Below are 17,979 nucleotides of genomic sequence, written 5' to 3' on the forward strand. Positions count from 1 at the left end.
CCAGATATCCCTTTAGGATTTCCGGCTAACTAAGCTAAAGGTTATTCTTTACTAATTTCTTTTTTATGAGCCATAGTAATATAACATAAACCATAACCTAAAACTGAAAAGACTGAGGCCGTAAGAAAAAAATCAAAACTCATCTCTTTTATACCTTCCCATTTTAGTTTCTGCCAATGGCCAATGTCGTTTTAATTATCACGTCAAGTTTAGTTAAATCTTTGAGCTCCATATGCCAGGAAAGCCTTCTCCCAATTATCAACATAAGATCCGGTAGCCCATTCAGACATAATCACTGCCTCCCCTTCTTTCAATTTTAGGTCAGTCAGGGGTTCGCGATCTAACCGGTCGTTAGTTATTCCATAGACATATAGCTCAGTTTTGGTTGTAATTAAGGCGATGTCCCGATTAGGTGAAGTAAACGCATCCGTTGCATCGGGTATTCGGTCTTTGATATTTTGCCAGCTCAGACACAAAGTATCGTAGGAAATCATTTTAGCAGGCGGGATCAGATTGACATTATAGTCTATGTAACGGGGGGATCCTTCATATTGATAGTTTACCCTTCCCTGGAGATACCAATGCCCATTTTTGCGGGCCAGTCCAAAATTCTCTCCACTCCGGTCATTATCCTTTGGCAAAATTCCTTCGTTTTTTAAGGCTTGAAGGACTTGCGCTCTAGCATTGTTATAAACGTTCGAACCGCCATTTTCCAGCAAGTCAGATATTTTAACACCTTCCTGAGCTGAGATTTTGTCGACAGGTAATACTTGCAATTGATCGACACCATCAATTTTATTTTCTATGGTAACGTAATCATTACCTACATAATCGATAATTCTTTGCTGGTTTTTCTCGGAAACAACCGATTTGTTCGTTTTCATAGTTTTTGATTGGTTTTCCAAGATCTTTGTCGAAATGTCGTGTGCCGATAATTCATCGTCTTTTAAAGCTCCAGTGATTACTTTTTGTGCTTGTAGCACCCAGAACCCACTACTCCTGGGGAAAAAAATGTTGGGTCCCATCAATACCGGATGAAGTTTTTTAGCACTGGCCGCTAACCAGAGAGTCTGATAAGTTTCATCATTACCTTCAGGAATTTTCAATCCTAATAACACGCCAGATATTGCCGACTTACTCGATTGTTTTAGATTAGGGCCATTAGGATTCATGACGATTAACGAATTATCTGCTTGATCCGATACTTTTTGCAGAAGCAAAACTTTATTTTGCACTAAGGCTATTAGTTTTGAATCATTAATTCTTATAAATTCTCCTAAAAAACTCTCAGACGTTGATACTGTGGTTACCTCAACTATCTTATTATCTGGAACTAAGCTGCTTGGCAGCATCAGATATTTAGTCATCAAATAATTTGTAGCATTTACTTTTTTGATCTTATAGGAAGGACTGTTCCAGACATAATCTCCAAGTATAGCAACATCACGGGTGAATTGAGCAGTGTTGCCAACCCAATTTTCTTCTTTCCTCCCACTCTGCCCGCCGGCACTCAAGTCTTGGAGCACAATCCATTTTCCTTCCAGAGGGCATATATTACTGATTGGCGGAACAATCTTCCCCGCAGTTGTCCAAGACATCTTTGTACATCCACCAAGCAAGAGAAGCAAAAACACCATCAGCAGAAGCTTAAAAAGCTTAAATAGTTTAACCATTCAGGTTCACCCCTTTTGGCAGGGTGACAATAACCTTTGTTCCTTGATTGACAACACTCTCGATTTCTAATTTGCCCCCCATGAGACTGACAATCTCCTCACAAATTGACAACCCAATCCCATTTTTAGAACGAGAGCTCTTCCCTTTATAAAATTTCTCTTTGACCATTGGCAGTTCATCTGCACGGATTCCGCATCCATTGTCAGAAATTGAAATTTCTAATTCTTTTTCCAGAACTTTAGCTTGAAAAGCAATCCATCCTCCCGGGGAATTAAAGTTAAACGCATTATCTATAATATTAATAAACAACTGTTTCAAACGGTTGGCATCTGCCAGTATCCTTGGTAAATTTTCCGGATATTGTACTGTGAAGCAAATATTCTCCCGCACAGCTCTAGGAGTCAACTGTTTATGAATATATTCCATGAGATTTCCCAGATCAATTTCCTCATTCTGCAGTTTGATTCGCCCCGACACAAATTTAGAAAAATCTAGGAGTTCTTCCACCATATGTGTTAAACGTTCACTCTCTTTAGCAATAATACTTAAGCCATCATTGAGAGTTTCTTTCTTCTGAAATTTTTCATTTTGCAGGGTAATCGCCCAGCCCAAAATTGAGGTTAACGGAGTACGAAGTTCATGAGACACGGAAGAAATAAAGTCATTTTTTAACTGTTCCTTCTTAACAATTTCATCAGCCATATAATTCAAGGTGTCTGAAAGCTTGCCAATTTCATCGTCATGAGTTTTATGACTCCGCGCTTGAAAGTTGCCTGCAGCCATTTCTTGAGCAGCTTCAGTCACTTCTTGCAACGGCACTATAATAGTATTCGCTAGGAAGATACTGATTAACCCCACTATAACGATGACAATAATGCCAATAGCAATGAAAATAACCGCCGTATTTTGTATATCTTGATCTACTGCACGTAACGAGCTGATAAATCGCAAGGCACCCACGATTTGATCTTTGGCCTTTAAAGGGTAGGCAACAGCCATAACTTTTTGTCCGCTTAAGGTTCCAATCCATTTCCCGGTTTTACCCGTTAAGGCATCATGTATATCGCTGAAAACAGCCTTCTCAGAAGGAATCGTCCCCTGGGAATCCATAACGATATTGCCGTCTTTGTCAACAATCTCAACCTCTGCATTACTCTGATTCCAGAAGGCATCTACGTTATAAAGGACATTTTCTTTCAGGGAAGTGTCAGAAAAATATTTGGCATATAAATCAGCGGAAATTTTGATCTGATTGGTAAGACTTCCTTCCAAACTACCATAGTAATTGCGCTGAACAGTATAAATAAGAAGCAGTTCCAAAATTAAAACCGTAATAATAATGACCATCATAAAATTGGCCGTGAGTCTTGCTCTTATCCCACTCATCTTAAGACTCCCGCTGCCATCGGTACCCGGACCCCCAGACAGTCTTAATGTACGCAGGCTGTGAAGGATTATCCTCTATTTTCTCCCGCAAACGCCTGATATGCACATCCAGTGTTTTAGTATCACCGAAATAATCTTCTCCCCAGACAGCATTTAGCATCTCGTTGCGCTTAAGCGCCTTCTCTGGGTTTTCCATAAATACTTTTAATAATGAAAATTCTGTAGGAGTCAGTTCAATCTCAATCTCCTGTTTGAAAAATTTGTTAGAAGTGATATCTAAGCACAGTTCACCACAGGTTATAACTTGTTTTGTCTCTTTGGGTATAACCCGCCTTCGAAGTACTGCTTTGATTCGAGCAATTAATTCAAAGGGATTAAATGGTTTCACCATATAATCATCAGCACCAAGTTCCAAGCCTAAAATCTTGTCAGTATCCTGGCCTTTCGCCGTCAGGATAATTACCAATGTTTCCGGTGCAGATACACGAATCTGTTGACAAACTTCCAAGCCGCCAATACCAGGCAGCATGAGATCAAGAACGACAACCTCAGGACAGAAGGTCTTCAGTTTGGGGAGAGCTTCTTCACCGGTAATTGCTTCATCAACCTGATATCCGGCTGCAAATAGGTTAAGTGTAATAAAGCGCCTGATAGATTCTTCATCTTCAACGACTAGTATTTTCGTCTTCTTCTCGTTCATCAGACCACTCCATTTATCAGCTATTGGCAGGTTCTTCTGTTGCCTGCTCTTTTATTGTAAATCAAATTGTTCTCAGTTGGGGATTTATTTTCCACATTGTCATTCTCACATGCTTGTCTTTTTATCTGGTTATTAATACAATACACTTTTTAGTCCCCTTCTTTTTTACAAAGTTCTTAAAAATATTTACGAAATAATTAAGAAAAAAGGAGACGAGCAAACTTTCTTGTTAGCTCGTCTCCTGATCCGTTTAGTACGTTAGTGTTAACTTAGTTCGATAGTGAACTCGTTCAGCTAAAGGCGAATATCGGGGCTTCGGTGACGAAAGTGTCCTGTGGACAGCTTTGCCGAAAACCCCTAGCCGATAACAATATATCTCTATCAGCGTTCCTCACGCGAATAAGGAATTCCCAAGGCGGCCGGAGTCCCTGAACGCCTGGTTTTTGTTTCTCTCGTCGTAATTACCAAAACTATAAACGTAAAAATATAAGGAAGCATCTGCAAAAAATAGGACGGAATCATCACTCCAAGAGCTTGAAGATGTAAGCCCAGTGAAGCGATAACACCAAACAGCCAGGCTCCAAGCAAAGCACGGACAGGATCCCAGACAGCAAAGATAACCAGGGCTACAGCAATCCAGCCTCGGCCTGCCGACATGTTTTCAACCCAGGAAGGAGAATAGGCCAGAGATAGATAGGCTCCCCCGGCACCGGCAAACATGCCTCCTATAATCACTGCCGCATAGCGAACCAGAAAAATATTATGTCCCATGGCATCGACCGCCGACGGATTCTCCCCTGCCGCTCTAAGGAGAAGACCGGCTTTTGTCTTATAAAAGATAAACCAAAGTATAATGACAAGAATTACGCTTAGGTAAACCAGCAGGTCTTGGTTAAAGAGAATTTTGCCGATGATGGGAACTTGAGAAAGTACCGGTACAGCAACGGCCTTGAAGGTAGATGTCGGTGGAATTCCGACGAGCGTTCGACCAAGAAAAGCAGATAAGCCCGTGCCAAAAATCGTTAAAGCTAAGCCGCTCGCCACTTGATTGGCCCGAAAAACAATCGTTATCACCGCATGAATCAGAGCCATAAGTCCACCCGCAATGATTGCCACTAATAAACCCAGCCATTTATTCTGAGCAAACGTCCCTACATAAAAAGCACTTACTGCCCCCACGAGCATCATACCTTCAACACCCAGATTCAAAATGCCGGCCCGCTCAGTGATAACCTCACCCAAAGAAGCATACAAAATCGGAGTGCCGGCAACGACCCCGGAAGCAAGGATGGCGATTAAATAGTTAAGATCCATACCATCATGCCTTCTTTCTTACTAAACGATAATTATTAAACATCTCCCCAGCCAGCACGAAGAATAGAATCGAACCCTGAAACATAGAAACCATACTGGAAGGGAATCCGGAGGTCTGCAAACTATAACCCCCTACCAGCAATCCGCCCATCAAAAAGGATACAAGGAGAATACTAATGGGATTTAGACGCGCCAACAAGGCTATAAGTATGGCCGTATAACCATAACCCGGAGAAATGGTCTGTTGGAGGCGGTGAAGGACGCCTGAAACCTCAGCCATTCCGGCGATTCCCGATATGGCTCCGCTTAAAAACATAACCATTAAAACGTTTTTAATATAACTCATCCCCGCATAATCGGCCGCTTTGCGGCTTGAACCACTGACACGTATCTCATATCCCCATTTGGAATATTTAAGAATGAAAAACAGGACAACCGCGATGATAAGCATCAAGAAAAAAGCAAAACTGATCCGAGTGTTTCCAAAAACAGGAATCGTACCACTTTCCGAAAACTGTTTGGTAAGGGGAAAGTTATTTCCTTTCGGATCCTTCCACGGACCATATACAAGATAGGCAATCCAAAGATAAGCAACATAGTTTAGCAAGAGTGAGCTGATGGTTTCATTAACATTCCAAAAGGCTTTCGGTAAAGCCGGAATTAAGCTCCATAGTCCTCCGCAAATAAACCCTGCGATCAGCATCAAGGGAAGAAGCACTAGTTTAGGCAGAGACGGAAAAAAGAGAGCGAAATAGGTAGCACCGAAAGCTCCCATGTAAAATTGGCCTTCCGCTCCGATATTCCATAATTGCATCCGGAAAGCCAGAGAAACCCCCAGGGAGCATAAGGCAAGGGGAATCATTTCTACAATAGTTTCACTTAAGCCATAGATAGAACCTACCGAAGATTGGAATATTTCGCTATAAAGCTCCAAGGGGTTTTTCCCGGTGATCAGCACAAAAAGACCTGCAAAGATTAAACCCAAGATGATGGAAGTTACAGAGATGACAACCTTCTTTCCCCCTGAACTTGTATTTGTTTTTCTAATCTCCCAATTTCCCATCGTTTTACGCTTCATGAAGATCTACCTTTCTTTTGCCGGCCATCATCAGACCTATTTCTTCACGTGATGTTTCATTCGGCTTAACGACGCCCATGATCTCCCCTTCGTGCATTACCATGATGCGATCCGTCATGGAAAGGATATCTTCCAAGTCTTCCGAAATAAGGAGCACGGTCTTACCTTTTTCACTCTCACCTATCAGCAAACGTCTCACATAATCCGTGGCACCGATGTCAAGACCGCGCATGGGATACACAGCAATAATCAATTTTGGATCAGAATCAATTTCCCGTGCCAAAAGGAGTTTCTGGATATTTCCGCCCGACATCATTTTGACGGGATTGGTCATGCTCGCTAACCTAACATCGAATTTTTTAATTAACTGTTCGCAATCGTTTTTAACTTTATCCCAGGAGATAAAAGCACCGGGATACTTGCGATAGCTTTTAAGGGCTACATTTTCATGAGCGTTGAGATCCGTTACCAGACCGGTAGTCATACGATCCTCCGGTACATAACTGATGCCAAGGTCAATACGCTTTTTGCGGCCTGATTTTGTACAGTCCTTACCGCAGAAAGAGATAGTTCCTTGCTTTGCAGAACGCAGGCCTGCCACCGTTTCCGCCAGTTCTTTCTGCCCGTTACCGTCAACGCCGGCTATACCGAGGATTTCTCCTTTATATATATCCATTGAAATATTTTTCAATTTTAATAAGCCATTGTCCCCTAAGGCTGAAATATTAGCCAACGTCATAAGCTTATCCGTTTTCAAAGACAACGTCTTAGCGGTTGCGGAAGAAATATCTCTGCCAACCATCATTTTAGCAAGTTCTTTTTCAGTGGTATTTTTCGTTTGAACAGTACCAATAGATCTCCCGTCCCGGAGGACAGTGATAGAATCCGTATTTTCCATAACCTCGTTCATTTTATGAGAGATAATGACGATAGATTTGCCGCTTTCGGCCATCTTTTGCAGGGTACTATAGAGCGCCTTGGCTTCCTGTGGTGTCAATACGGCTGTTGGTTCATCGAGAATTAAGAATTTAGCCCCTAAAAGCAATAATTTAATAATTTCTACCCTTTGCTGTTCACCAACGGAAAGCTGCCAAATTTTCGCCTTGGGGTCAATGGAAAGTCCAAAAGCCTCCGATTGCTCAATAATTTGCTTTTGGATCTCTTTAAGATTGTATATTTGTTTCAAACCTTTAATACTCAGCATGATATTTTCAGCCACTGTAAAGGGCTGGACAAGCTTAAAATGCTGATGGACCATACCGATGCCCCTATTGACAGCATCTTTAGGCGAAGAAAATTCAACATTCTTTCCTTCAATATATATTTCGCCCCCATCGGGCCGGTACAACCCCGTCAGTACGCTCATCAGCGTACTTTTCCCCGCTCCATTCTCACCAAGCAGAGCGTGAATTTCACCTTGGTTAACAACTAGAGAAACTTGATCATTTGCCAAGATACCCGGGAACTCTTTCGTAATATTGCGCATTTCCACCATGGGTGTATTCCCCATCGCTCTCACCCTTTCAACATTATCGCAAACCGGCGAGAGACTCGCCGGTTTGCGGATAACATCATCCTTCTGTTATAACCGATTACGATTTGGGAATCGATCCCACAACGCCTTTGACAAACCAGTTGATGGAAAGGAGCATCTCATCTGTGGCTTTATCACCGTCTTTAATCTTTAAGTTGCCGTTTTGATCGTAAACCGGCCCTGTGAAGGGAACAAATTTACCATCGATAATGTCTTGTCGTTTAGCAATGACAGTTGCTTGGAAATCTTTATCGACTTTGGAACTAAAAGGCGTTATATCGATAATACCACCGTCTTTAATTCCGCCAAAGTATTGAGTTGACTTCCAGGTTTTGTTCATAACATCCTTAACAACTTGAACAAAGTATGGGCCCCAATTGGAAACGTCACCTACGAGGATAGAATTAGGGGCAAATTTGGACATATCGGAATCGTGGCCGATTGCCAGCACACCTCTGTCCTGGGCAGTTTGAGCGAAGGATGGGGAGTCAACGTGCATAGCCAGAACGTCAGCACCTGCATCAATCAAACTATTAGCTGCTGTTTTCTCTGTTGCCGGATCATTCCAGGAATTTGTCCAGACTACTTTGACTTGAACTTTTGGGTTTACTGATTGAGCACCGAGAGTGAAAGCATCGATATTACGGATGACTTCAGGGGTACCGAACGGTGCCAGGAAGCCGAGAATATTGCTCTTTGTGTATTTTCCTGCTACCATACCGGTTAAATAGCGGGCTTGATAGTCACGATTGAAATATGTTCCTAAATTGTCTGTTGTTTTGTAACCACTGCAATGTTCAAAGACAACATTGGGGAATTTTTTGGATACATCTTTCATGTAATCCATGTAACCATAGCTGGTACCAAAAATAATATTGTAACCCTTCTGAGCAAGATCTGTGAACGTACGTTCACAGTCAGCAGTTTCCGGAATGTTTTCAACATAGGTTGTCTCGACGTTTTTCATGTGGGATTCCAGGTATTTCCTGCCTTGGTCCTGTGCATAAGTATAACCAAAGTCACCCACTGGTCCAACGTAAACAAAGGCAACTTTAATTTTCTGAGTTGCGGACTGACTGCTTCCTTGGTCCGAAGTTGCTGCCGGCTTACTGCTTTGGGAGCAGCCGCTGAGTAACAGGGTCAATATCATGACAAAAACTAGCGTAGATATACTGATTTTTTTAGTTAATTTCATTCTCTTTCCTCCACTTATCTTTCTTTAATTTTTCACTTAAAATGATGGTTTTTCATCCCCTCTTCCCGATTTGATAATTAAATTCACAAAAACAAAGCTGCATTGCCATGTGTTTGCTTCTTATTTTTGCGAATAATTCAGTAGACTTCGCTAAATGGTTTATTTCTATATTTCTATTCTAAAAATGCCGAGGCAATGCAACCAAAATTGAGTTAGTATGCAAATTTGTCAACTAAATTGTGAAGTTTTTAATATAGAAGAATAATTATAAGTTATATAGCAAATACCAAGACAATTATGTAAATAAAACTCAGCCAGCGCTTGAAAACTGTCTTCGCACGAATAGGCTCTTCTTTCAGTATACAACCAAAGGTTGTACTTTCGGATATAAAAAATAACTCAACTTCATAAGTTTTCCAAATAAACAAAAAAGAGAAGTTATATATCCCGATGATGACCGAGAATTATAGCTTCTTTGCTACCTAATCTACTACATTGAAGATTAGCTGACAAGTAAATTATAATAGGTTTTTGTCGATAGTTCAAGTAGTCTAGGCCCTGATAGCTTCCTAAATCTCTTTGAACGCTTTGCCCTTTTTGAAGCAATATTCTTATAATTATATAATATTATTGTCCGAAAAGCTCCTACCTGGAGTACCCGGTTTAATATGTATGTATTTAGGAATCAATAGGGAATACTTAAAATTAATTTGACCTCGAAAAACTCTTTGCATTTAAAACTTTTGATAAAGGGGAAGTTATGCGATTACCTTCAAATCAGCTGCCAGAACTTAGCCCAAATTGCCAAGCCTTTCCTTACGTTGAGCAACTCGCAAACCGCAGTCGGCAACTTAGGACCTGTGTGGCTAAACGACACGGCGTAACTGTTATCGACTGTGGTGTCCAAGTCCCAGGAGGTTGGGAGGCAGGAATATTATTCGCTTCGGCATGCTTAGGCGGACTGGCTAGGGTAGATTTGCATTGGTCTGATCGTTTGAATTTCCATTGGCCATCGGTCGAAGTTAGAACTGATCAGCCTCTTAGGGCTTGTTTGGCATCTCAATATGCAGGATGGCCCATAAAAAATGGCAATAAAGTTGTTATGGGTTCCGGACCCATACGTTCTATTCTTCATGAAGGTGACATTTTTGAAAAGTTAGGGTACCATGATGAATCCGAAACTGCAATTATTTGCTTGGAAAGCGAAACTCTACCGACCGATGATGCAATAAGTCAAATTATCGAAGGTTGCCGCTGCGTTCCCACAAGCTTATATATTCTAGTTGCTCCAACGGCTTCCTTAGTAGGTTCTGTTCAAGTGAGCGCCAGAGCCCTGGAAACGGGACTGTCAAAATTGATGCTGCTAGGTTATGATTTAGGAAAGATTAGTTCGGGATTGAGCACTTGTCCCGTTCCCCCTGTAACGGGAGACAATCTTCAAGCCCTGGCGAGGACAAATGCAGCTATTCTTTATGGCTCGACGGTTTTATTCAACCTTCAGGATGAAGATAAGAACTTAAAATCCATCGCTCAACAAGTCCCTTCAAATCTATCTCAGGATGATGATCAAGCTTTTGAAGAAGTATTAAAATGTCAGGGAAATTTTTATAATCTGGATCCCTTTATTTTCAGTCCGGCGGAAGTCTGGCTTAACAATATGACCAGCGGTAATTCCTTTCACGCCGGGAGAATTAATATTGAACTCTTGCGAAAATCCTTCTGTCTAGGAGCGTAAACTACCTAAATGTTACTGTGGGAGAGAACATAATGTTTGATGTCTGTTTATTAGGAACAGGCGGCATGATGCCGATTCCCGGCAGATGGCTGTCATCTCTTTTAATAAAATGTAACGGGAAAATGATCCTTGTAGATTGTGGCGAAGGAACTCAAATCCCGTTAAGAATGGCTGCCTGGGGTTTTAAAGCCATTGAAGCCATTCTATTGACTCATTATCATGCAGACCATATAGCCGGTTTGCCCGGCTTACTTTTGACAATTGCTAATTCGGGAAAAGTAGAAGTTTTAACCTTGATAGGACCGCCTGGTCTAAAACAAGTGGTTGATGGGTTAACGGTTATTTCACCCCAGCTGCCTTATGAATTAGAATTAATTGAGTTGTCGGATATTAATGGCGACAGTACATCTCTGCATAATATCAATATCAACAGCTTACCGGCAGATCATTCCTTGCCCTGCCTAGCCTATTCTTTTGAACTGCCTAGGAACAGGAGATTTAATGCCGGACGCGCCAAGGGACTCAATATTCCTATTCAATATTGGAAGGACCTTCAGCGAGGGATTTCGGTAACTTTGGAAAATAAGACAATTCGCCCGGACATGGTTCTGGGGCCTTTAAGAAAAGGAATCAAAGTTTGCTATTGTACCGATACGCGACCAACAGAAGATTTAGAAGAATTTATCTCTGGAGCTGATCTATTTATCTGTGAAGGAATGTACGGCAAAAATGACGAATTAGAAAAGGCAAGACAAAATAAACACATGACGTTTTCTGAAGCTGCCTTGCTGGCTAAAAGAGGAAACGTGAACGAACTCTGGCTTACTCACTATAGCCCCTCTTTAAAGGACCCGGAAGTCCATATCGAGGGGGTACGAGCAATTTTTCAAAAGACCATTGCCGGCAAGGATCTGCAAAGCAAAACTATAAAGTTTAATGACACTGACACCGAAGCCGATTTCGGGAAGTGAACTCGTTCAGCTCAAGCTAATAAAAGAAACCCTTACTGATAGAACTTACTTATAGAAGAAGGATCTTAGCTGGGGATAACGTAGAAAATCTGATAAGGCGAAGAATTATACGTAAATCATGAAGAAATTAAAAGATCCAGTTTGCTAAAATTGCAACAATACTTTTTGCATACTTTTTGCTAAGTTTCCCCTTGACTTAAAGTGTACTCTAAGGTTTATCCTATTAAGGTAATTATGCTCCTATCTCTATGAACTCTTTTACAGCTCATTGATAAGAACGGAGTTTCATTAAACTAAACCAGTGTTTTTATAAAGCAACATACTTTAGATTTTGGAGGTATCATGATATGGAAAAATCAAAAGTCTATTTTACCAACATGCACACAACAATGAACGAAAATTTGCCGCAGAAATTAAGCCGCCTAGTTAAAACAGCAGGGATTCAAGGGATTGACTTTGATAAAAAGTTCGTCGCCATCAAAATTCATTTTGGCGAGCCTGGCAATCTGGCGTATTTACGCCCAAATTACGCTAAAACTATCGCAGATATCGTTAAAGACCTGGGTGGCAAGCCATTTCTAACAGATTGTAATACATTATACGTAGGAGGCAGAAAAAACGCACTTGACCATTTAGAGTCCGCTTATGTCAATGGATATTCCCCTTTTTCCACCGGCTGTCACATCCTCATCGGCGATGGATTAAAAGGGACGGACGAAGCTTTAGTTCCTGTTGAGGGCGGCGAGTACGTTAAAGAAGCAAAAATCGGTCAGGCTGTTATGGATGCCGATATCATAATTTCTTTAAACCATTTCAAAGGGCATGAGCTTACCGGTTTTGGCGGAGCGATAAAGAATATCGGCATGGGCTGCGGGTCCCGTGCAGGAAAGATGGAAATGCACAGCAGCGGCAAGCCCCAAGTTTCCCAAGAACAGTGTGTCGGCTGCGGCATGTGTACTAAAATTTGTGCCCATAGCGCCATCACCATAACAGACCGTAAAGCTTCGATCAATCACGATAAATGCGTTGGCTGCGGCCGTTGTATTGGAGTTTGCCCAACTGGGGCTATTGTCCCTGCCTGGGATGAATCCAATGACATCTTAAATAAAAAAATGGCCGAATACACATGGGCTGTGCTGCATGAACGACCTCACTTTCACATTAGTTTGGTTATTGATGTATCTCCGTTCTGCGACTGTCACGCCGAAAACGACATTCCCATTGTCCCGAATGTTGGCATGTTTGCTTCCTTTGATCCCATTGCCTTGGACGTCGCTTGCGCCGATGCGGTAAACGGTCAGCCGGTCATGGCAGGAAGCCTGCTGGAAAAAAGCCTAAAAAATCATAAGGATCATTTTACCGATGTCAATCCGACCACCGATTGGAAAGTAGGAATAGATCATGCAGTAAAAATGGGTTTAGGTAGTAAGGACTATGAATTGATCACAATCTAACGTTGGAGGAGACTTCCGAATGGGATATACCATCAGCCAGGTAGCTGAAAAATTTGATCTTACTGCCCACACCATTCGCTATTATGATAAAGAAGGACTGCTGCCCTTTGTCGATCGCAGCAAAGCAGGAAACAGAGAATTCTCGGACAGTGACCTTGATTGGTTAAAATTAATTTGTTGTTTAAAAAATACCGGAATGCCCATTAAGCAAATTAAACAATATATTGAATGGTGTCTCATAGGGGATGAAACTTTAGAAATCAGACGACAAATGTTTCTTGCCCACCGCCAAGAAGTCTTAAAAAAGATGGATGATTTAAGGGAGAACCTTAAAACAATCGATCAAAAACTTAAGTGTTACGATACTAGCTGTAATATTTCCTCAGAGAAATAGTTTTATGGCTTTAGAGACACAGCAAATCATATTGGGGGTACGTTTAATGAGTTGCAAAAGCTTCCTACTTGCTCATGAGAATTTCAGAGCAGATAGGAAGCTTTTCTTATACTATCGGAAAGTATAACCTTCGGTTAAATACTGAAAAGAATTAATTCGTGCGAAGACAGTATCTTCGAACGACAGCTAAGTTTTCTTTATAATTTATCCTGTTAGAATTTCCAGAAATCTTTAATTTACCGCTTCGGCAGTTGGCCAAACTATGGGGAATTTATTGGGATGATTTAAGGCATATGGAAGTGAAGCGACCCCTAAATGTTGTTTTTCTAAAATAGCCAGAAGTTTCTCTAATTGTGAACCCAACTTTGGATCCCAATGTAACAGAATAATGCTCCCCGGAGCGAGAGGTTTTCCATTATATGTCTGCAAACCACTTTCATCCATCGTCGCATTCCACATGATTACATGCTTTATTCCCGCTTGATAAGCTGCTTGACAAACCGTTTGATTATACTTCCCGTAGGGAGGACGAAAGAGTGTTGCCCCCGAAAATGAGTTTAAATAATTCTCTGCTGTTTTGATTTGACTTAACACTTCCTCTGGAGTATCTTTCGTCAAATCAGGATGAGACACTGTATGATTCTCGATGTCTCCTCCTGCAGCAACATAGGATCGCCAAAAATCAGGATGCTTCATGGCTGCATCTTCAATTAAAAAAGTAGATATGGGTATATGCTGCGCGTGCATGATCTTCAACACGGATTCATCGGGATACCACCCGTCGTCAATAGTAATGAACACTGCCGAAGCTGTTGTTGGAAGTGACCAGATAACATCAGAAACCGGTCCGTTCAAATGGGCTGCCGTTGTTTGAGCTTGGGTTGGCGAACTGCTTTTTTCCTGCTCAATCGGCGAGCTTTGAGCCGGCGATGATGAGGATGAGGATGTAGATGAAGACTCAGATCCAGGAGTATTTGCAGCAGAGGGGCTAATCATTGTTTCCGTTTTTGTCGGTGGAACATTAGGTTTTCCTGCGGATGCATCAGAAGCTTTCGTTGCTGCATTATTATAATTCAAAAACATCATCCCAAAAATAACTCCTAGAACTATTCCGGTGAAAACGGTCAGTATAGTAGCTACCAATGCTTTCTTTCTCTTCATACTTTGCACATCCTTAGTTCATAAAAGCTGCAACCCATTGCGAACCCATTAAATTTATATAGTATACTCCATACCCAGTGAAATTCTACATATCTCCCTCATATTTAATTCGACATGATTAACTAATTACCTTCTCTATTTTTATTGAAAAGAGGTCCTCAAAACGCCTAGGCGTGAGGACCTCTTTAAGTAAGAAATAACAATTCGTTGTAAATTAACTTTTAAAATCAGTTAACGTAACTGAGCCGGTATATTGTTTTTCCTGGTTATCTTGTGTTACATAATCTAGTTCTACATTAAACGTCTGGTTTTTTTCAAACTTAAAAGTATCCCGGCCATTTTCATTATTAAGTTCCGAAATATATAAATCGAAATCTGTTAAACCATCAACACGATAGCCATAATCGGCCTGAGGCAATATTTGTTTGCCAAGCTTATCAAATACTGCCATCATATATCCGTCTACCGAAAGGTTTTTATTATATACCCATCCCCATTTGAAGGACTTTCCAAATTCAGAATACCGAATCCATATAGACTTTACAGCCACTGATTGATTAAACGGGACCGTTAAGTGAAAATGCCCGTCTGGCTTCCCATCAGTTTTTAAGTCACTTGGACTCAACTGGTCTTTATCTATGCCTATCCACTTAAATGAAACCGCAGTGAGTTGTGTTGAATCGGCCGCTGCAGTTTGTCCCTGTGAAGCAGGAGTTTGCGAACTAGATGATTGAGGTTGAGTATTCGTTTTAGGGGAGGTTGCCGTTGATGTTTTAGGCTTAGCACTACCGCATCCTATAAGTGCGAAAATTACCATTAACGAAACAAGAATTTTTATAAGTTTCACCTGATTCACCTCTCTTAGTATGAATTAGCTTATATACCCTGCTGAAGTAACTATTAGGACTGCAAATAATCGTCATGTGAACCCTGCCGGCACTTCTTTTTCTATTATATTTTCTCTCAAAGCGGAACAAATAGCAACAGCCCTTACAAAAACGGTTACAAAGAGGAGAGCTATTGTGAACATTGTCTTAAGAAACTGTGAACATTGATTTAATCGAAAGGATTCCGGGCATTCGCAGAGAATATTACACTCAGATTCTTTACCTTATTCTTTTGGGGGTGACCAGCTAAATAACTTTCAAAGAAATAGAAAACTAAAGAAAGCAATGTTTCAATACTTCTGTTATCTAAAGCTAGAGGGGAGTGCCAAATATGAAAATTATAACCATTAAAAAGAAGACTCAAATGATTGCTCTAGCTGTATTTGTTGTATTGGGAACCTGCTCTCTCGTCAATGGGACACAAGTTCTCCCAGCTAATAAGCAGCTAGCTGCCAATCTCGTTATGTCCAGGAATTTTAGGCATAAACATTTACCCATGCCGGAATACCAACAACCGCAAACGCAAAGTTCCAATGCCGTTGCCAACCTTCCCGCCAATACACAAGGCTCCAATAATTGGGCAGGATATATTAATACTCCTGATGCCGGTAAAAGCTATACAAGTGTTTCCGGTACCTGGACAGTACCAAACATAAGTGCGAGTCAAGATGATGCTGTCGCAGCACAGTGGATCGGTTTAGGCGGGGTTTCCTCGAACGATTTGTTACAAATGGGGACAGTTGAAGAAATAGAAAACGGACAACCCGTTGCTAAAATATTTTGGGAACAGTTGCCTTCTACTGCGCAAAATGTAATGACTGTTCCGATTGGCTCAACCATCAATGCAAGCATCTCTCCATCGGCAGACTCAAGTTCAACCTGGAATTTGACCTTTACTGTTAACGGCCAATCTCCGGCTCAGACAATTCCCCCAGTAACCCTAGATTCAGATTACGCCCAAGGAATCGGAACTTCTGCAGAATGGATTAGTGAGGATCCTTCTAATCAAAATGGTCAATTGTATCCTTTGGCAAATATGGGATCAGTATCCTACCAAGCGGCGACGGTCAACGGACAGCCTTTTGATTCTATTGGCAATGTACAGCCTTTAGCCCTTGTCTCAAAAACCGGAAATGTATTGATTGCCCCTTCAGAAATAGGATCCGATGAAAAATCATTCGCAACGAATGTCATAAGTTCGAATACTAATACAGGAACTACCTCAAGATATCGTCAAAGCAGAGGCCCACAGTATCCTTCAAGCTGGATACATGTTTCGATTATTCAAGGATCTCAAGGTGACAATTTTACCTGGACTTGGGAATTCTAGTCCACTAGATTGTTGACACTTAAGCAAGAGAACGAAGACACTGTCTTCGTACGTATTAGCCCTTCTTGCAGAACAAGCAAACGTTATATTTATTGAAGCAGTTAAAACCAGGCTTAATTGCCTGGTTTTTATTGTACTTGCAGTATCTTTAATATCCCGGCAGGCTGCAACGTCGAGTTCTATTCGAACTGACTCTCGGGTTCGCCGGGCAAAAGCCTTAATTTATAGATACTGCTGTTAGTGTAGATTTCTAATTGTTCAGAGGTTCTTTTAATACTTTTTATCCGACTGAGACTGGTGACAGTGAAGACTCCATCTTCCAAAAATATTAATTTTCCCTTAGAACCAACTTCAATGTCACGAAGCCATACCTTTCTTCCCCACCTATGTCGAGATGACGGCACTTCGGGTAAAAGGAGGTCGAACACACCTTCAATGATCGCAACTTCTTCGTTCATTTTTTCTTCTCCCTGCATAAAGTGTTTGCCGTAGGCAAAGGTTTTATCCGGATATGCGGAATGCAGAAGACTATATCGATAGTCTCTGCATCAGGAAACGAGTGGCTTTAGCCCAGTCGCAGCATGATAGTCCATGATAAAACCACTTTATGCAATCCCCACTTTCAATCTTTGCCTCTTATCAAAAATAGCTGTATTTACGTGCTATAATATAGGGCAGGAATGTGGATATAGCTTAATAGATTATCTTCTACGTTTTTCCTTAATATTCCTTCCATTTAAATAATTTAAATAGAAGGATATTTATTTTATTGAATTATCTCTGCAAAAGATATAAGCCTAAGGCTTCGGTCTAGTTCAAGCAATCAAATTCGGAAACCTGGGAATCAGAATATAGATCAGAGAATTCATTGTAAACGGAGGAATGGTCATGTTCTTTGGAGGCAAATTAATGAAACTAACCATTAAGGAATTACGTAAAAATCAAAACCTAACTGCAAAAGAACTAGCAGACCAGTTAAAATTGGACACAATTGAAATCTTGAATATTGATAATCTTAAACTAAAAGATGTACAGGAGCCGCTAAAATCTAAACTCTTGCCCATTCTTCGAGGAGATTACATGGATAAAATACCTTGGCTATAAAATACTAAGCTAAATCACCTAATCCGAGTGTATTTTTTTCATAAGAACACCAACAATAATCT

General features: G+C 41.0%; 16 protein-coding genes. 6 read left to right on the top strand and 10 right to left on the bottom strand.

The features are described from left to right. Positions 1-209: 209 nt before the first annotated feature. The 7 genes from DESACI_RS17040 to DESACI_RS17070 all read right to left on the bottom strand — a co-directional run bounded on the left by DESACI_RS17040 (position 210) and on the right by DESACI_RS17070 (position 8,881). Positions 210-1,673, bottom strand: a complete 1,464-nt coding sequence (locus DESACI_RS17040; protein ID WP_014828443.1) for a hypothetical protein — start codon at positions 1,671-1,673, stop codon at positions 210-212. Beyond that, positions 1,666-3,060, bottom strand: a complete 1,395-nt coding sequence (locus tag DESACI_RS17045) for a sensor histidine kinase (RefSeq protein ID WP_014828444.1) — start codon at positions 3,058-3,060, stop codon at positions 1,666-1,668. The genes DESACI_RS17040 and DESACI_RS17045 overlap by 8 nt, the downstream gene beginning before the upstream one ends. A gap of 1 nt (position 3,061) precedes the next feature. Further along, a complete protein-coding gene (locus DESACI_RS17050; RefSeq protein ID WP_014828445.1) occupies positions 3,062-3,760 on the bottom strand; it encodes a response regulator transcription factor in 699 nt (232 codons plus the stop codon). Positions 3,761-4,141: 381 nt separating this feature from the next. Next, positions 4,142-5,074 (bottom strand): ABC transporter permease, encoded by a 933-nt coding sequence (locus DESACI_RS17055; protein ID WP_014828446.1) that lies wholly within the window; start codon positions 5,072-5,074, stop codon positions 4,142-4,144. A 4-nt stretch (positions 5,075-5,078) separates the two neighbouring features. Next, positions 5,079-6,152 carry an ABC transporter permease gene (locus DESACI_RS17060; protein ID WP_014828447.1) on the bottom strand — a complete coding sequence of 358 codons (1,074 nt, stop codon included), beginning with the start codon at positions 6,150-6,152 and terminating at the stop codon, positions 5,079-5,081. Then, the gene (locus DESACI_RS17065) at positions 6,142-7,662 is read right to left on the bottom strand and encodes an ABC transporter ATP-binding protein (protein ID WP_041276121.1); all 1,521 of its coding nucleotides are present in this window, start codon (positions 7,660-7,662) and stop codon (positions 6,142-6,144) included. The genes DESACI_RS17060 and DESACI_RS17065 overlap by 11 nt, the downstream gene beginning before the upstream one ends. 82 nt (positions 7,663-7,744) lie before the next feature. Continuing rightward, on the bottom strand, positions 7,745-8,881 hold the full coding sequence (locus DESACI_RS17070) for a BMP family ABC transporter substrate-binding protein (RefSeq protein WP_014828449.1): 1,137 nt from the start codon (positions 8,879-8,881) through the stop codon (positions 7,745-7,747). Between the two features lie 760 nt (positions 8,882-9,641). Here DESACI_RS17070 and mch point away from each other — a divergent pair. The 4 genes from mch (at position 9,642) to DESACI_RS17090 (ending at position 13,435) form a co-directional block, all read left to right on the top strand. Further along, complete coding sequence (mch, locus tag DESACI_RS17075) at positions 9,642-10,616, top strand: methenyltetrahydromethanopterin cyclohydrolase (protein WP_014828450.1); 975 nt, start codon at positions 9,642-9,644, stop codon at positions 10,614-10,616. A 32-nt stretch (positions 10,617-10,648) separates the two neighbouring features. Next, complete coding sequence (locus DESACI_RS17080) at positions 10,649-11,587, top strand: ribonuclease Z (protein ID WP_014828451.1); 939 nt, start codon at positions 10,649-10,651, stop codon at positions 11,585-11,587. Between the two features lie 347 nt (positions 11,588-11,934). After that, positions 11,935-13,041, top strand: coding sequence for a DUF362 domain-containing protein (locus DESACI_RS17085; RefSeq protein ID WP_014828452.1), 1,107 nt, complete (start codon positions 11,935-11,937; stop codon positions 13,039-13,041). 19 nt (positions 13,042-13,060) lie between these two features. Further along, positions 13,061-13,435: a MerR family transcriptional regulator gene (locus DESACI_RS17090; protein WP_014828453.1), complete on the top strand. Its 375-nt coding sequence runs from the start codon at positions 13,061-13,063 to the stop codon at positions 13,433-13,435. Between the two features lie 231 nt (positions 13,436-13,666). On the opposite strand, the gene DESACI_RS17095 is transcribed toward DESACI_RS17090, so the two are convergent. Together DESACI_RS17095 and DESACI_RS17100 are read right to left on the bottom strand one after the other, a co-directional pair. Next, a complete protein-coding gene (locus tag DESACI_RS17095) occupies positions 13,667-14,596 on the bottom strand; it encodes a polysaccharide deacetylase family protein (RefSeq protein ID WP_014828454.1) in 930 nt (309 codons plus the stop codon). Between the two features lie 214 nt (positions 14,597-14,810). Next, positions 14,811-15,443 (bottom strand): YajG family lipoprotein, encoded by a 633-nt coding sequence (locus tag DESACI_RS17100; protein WP_014828455.1) that lies wholly within the window; start codon positions 15,441-15,443, stop codon positions 14,811-14,813. 371 nt (positions 15,444-15,814) lie between these two features. Here DESACI_RS17100 and DESACI_RS17105 point away from each other — a divergent pair, with 371 nt between their 5' ends. Then, on the top strand, positions 15,815-16,813 hold the full coding sequence (locus DESACI_RS17105; protein WP_014828456.1) for a G1 family glutamic endopeptidase: 999 nt from the start codon (positions 15,815-15,817) through the stop codon (positions 16,811-16,813). A gap of 179 nt (positions 16,814-16,992) precedes the next feature. On the opposite strand, the gene DESACI_RS17110 is transcribed toward DESACI_RS17105, so the two are convergent. Beyond that, on the bottom strand, positions 16,993-17,271 hold the full coding sequence (locus DESACI_RS17110; protein ID WP_014828457.1) for a hypothetical protein: 279 nt from the start codon (positions 17,269-17,271) through the stop codon (positions 16,993-16,995). A 430-nt stretch (positions 17,272-17,701) separates the two neighbouring features. On the opposite strand from DESACI_RS17110, the gene DESACI_RS17115 reads away from it, so the two are divergent. Further along, positions 17,702-17,917 carry a hypothetical protein gene (locus DESACI_RS17115; protein ID WP_014828458.1) on the top strand — a complete coding sequence of 72 codons (216 nt, stop codon included), beginning with the start codon at positions 17,702-17,704 and terminating at the stop codon, positions 17,915-17,917. Positions 17,918-17,979 lie beyond the last annotated feature (62 nt).

This window comes from Desulfosporosinus acidiphilus SJ4 (assembly GCF_000255115.2).
GTDB lineage: Bacteria > Bacillota > Desulfitobacteriia > Desulfitobacteriales > Desulfitobacteriaceae > Desulfosporosinus > Desulfosporosinus acidiphilus.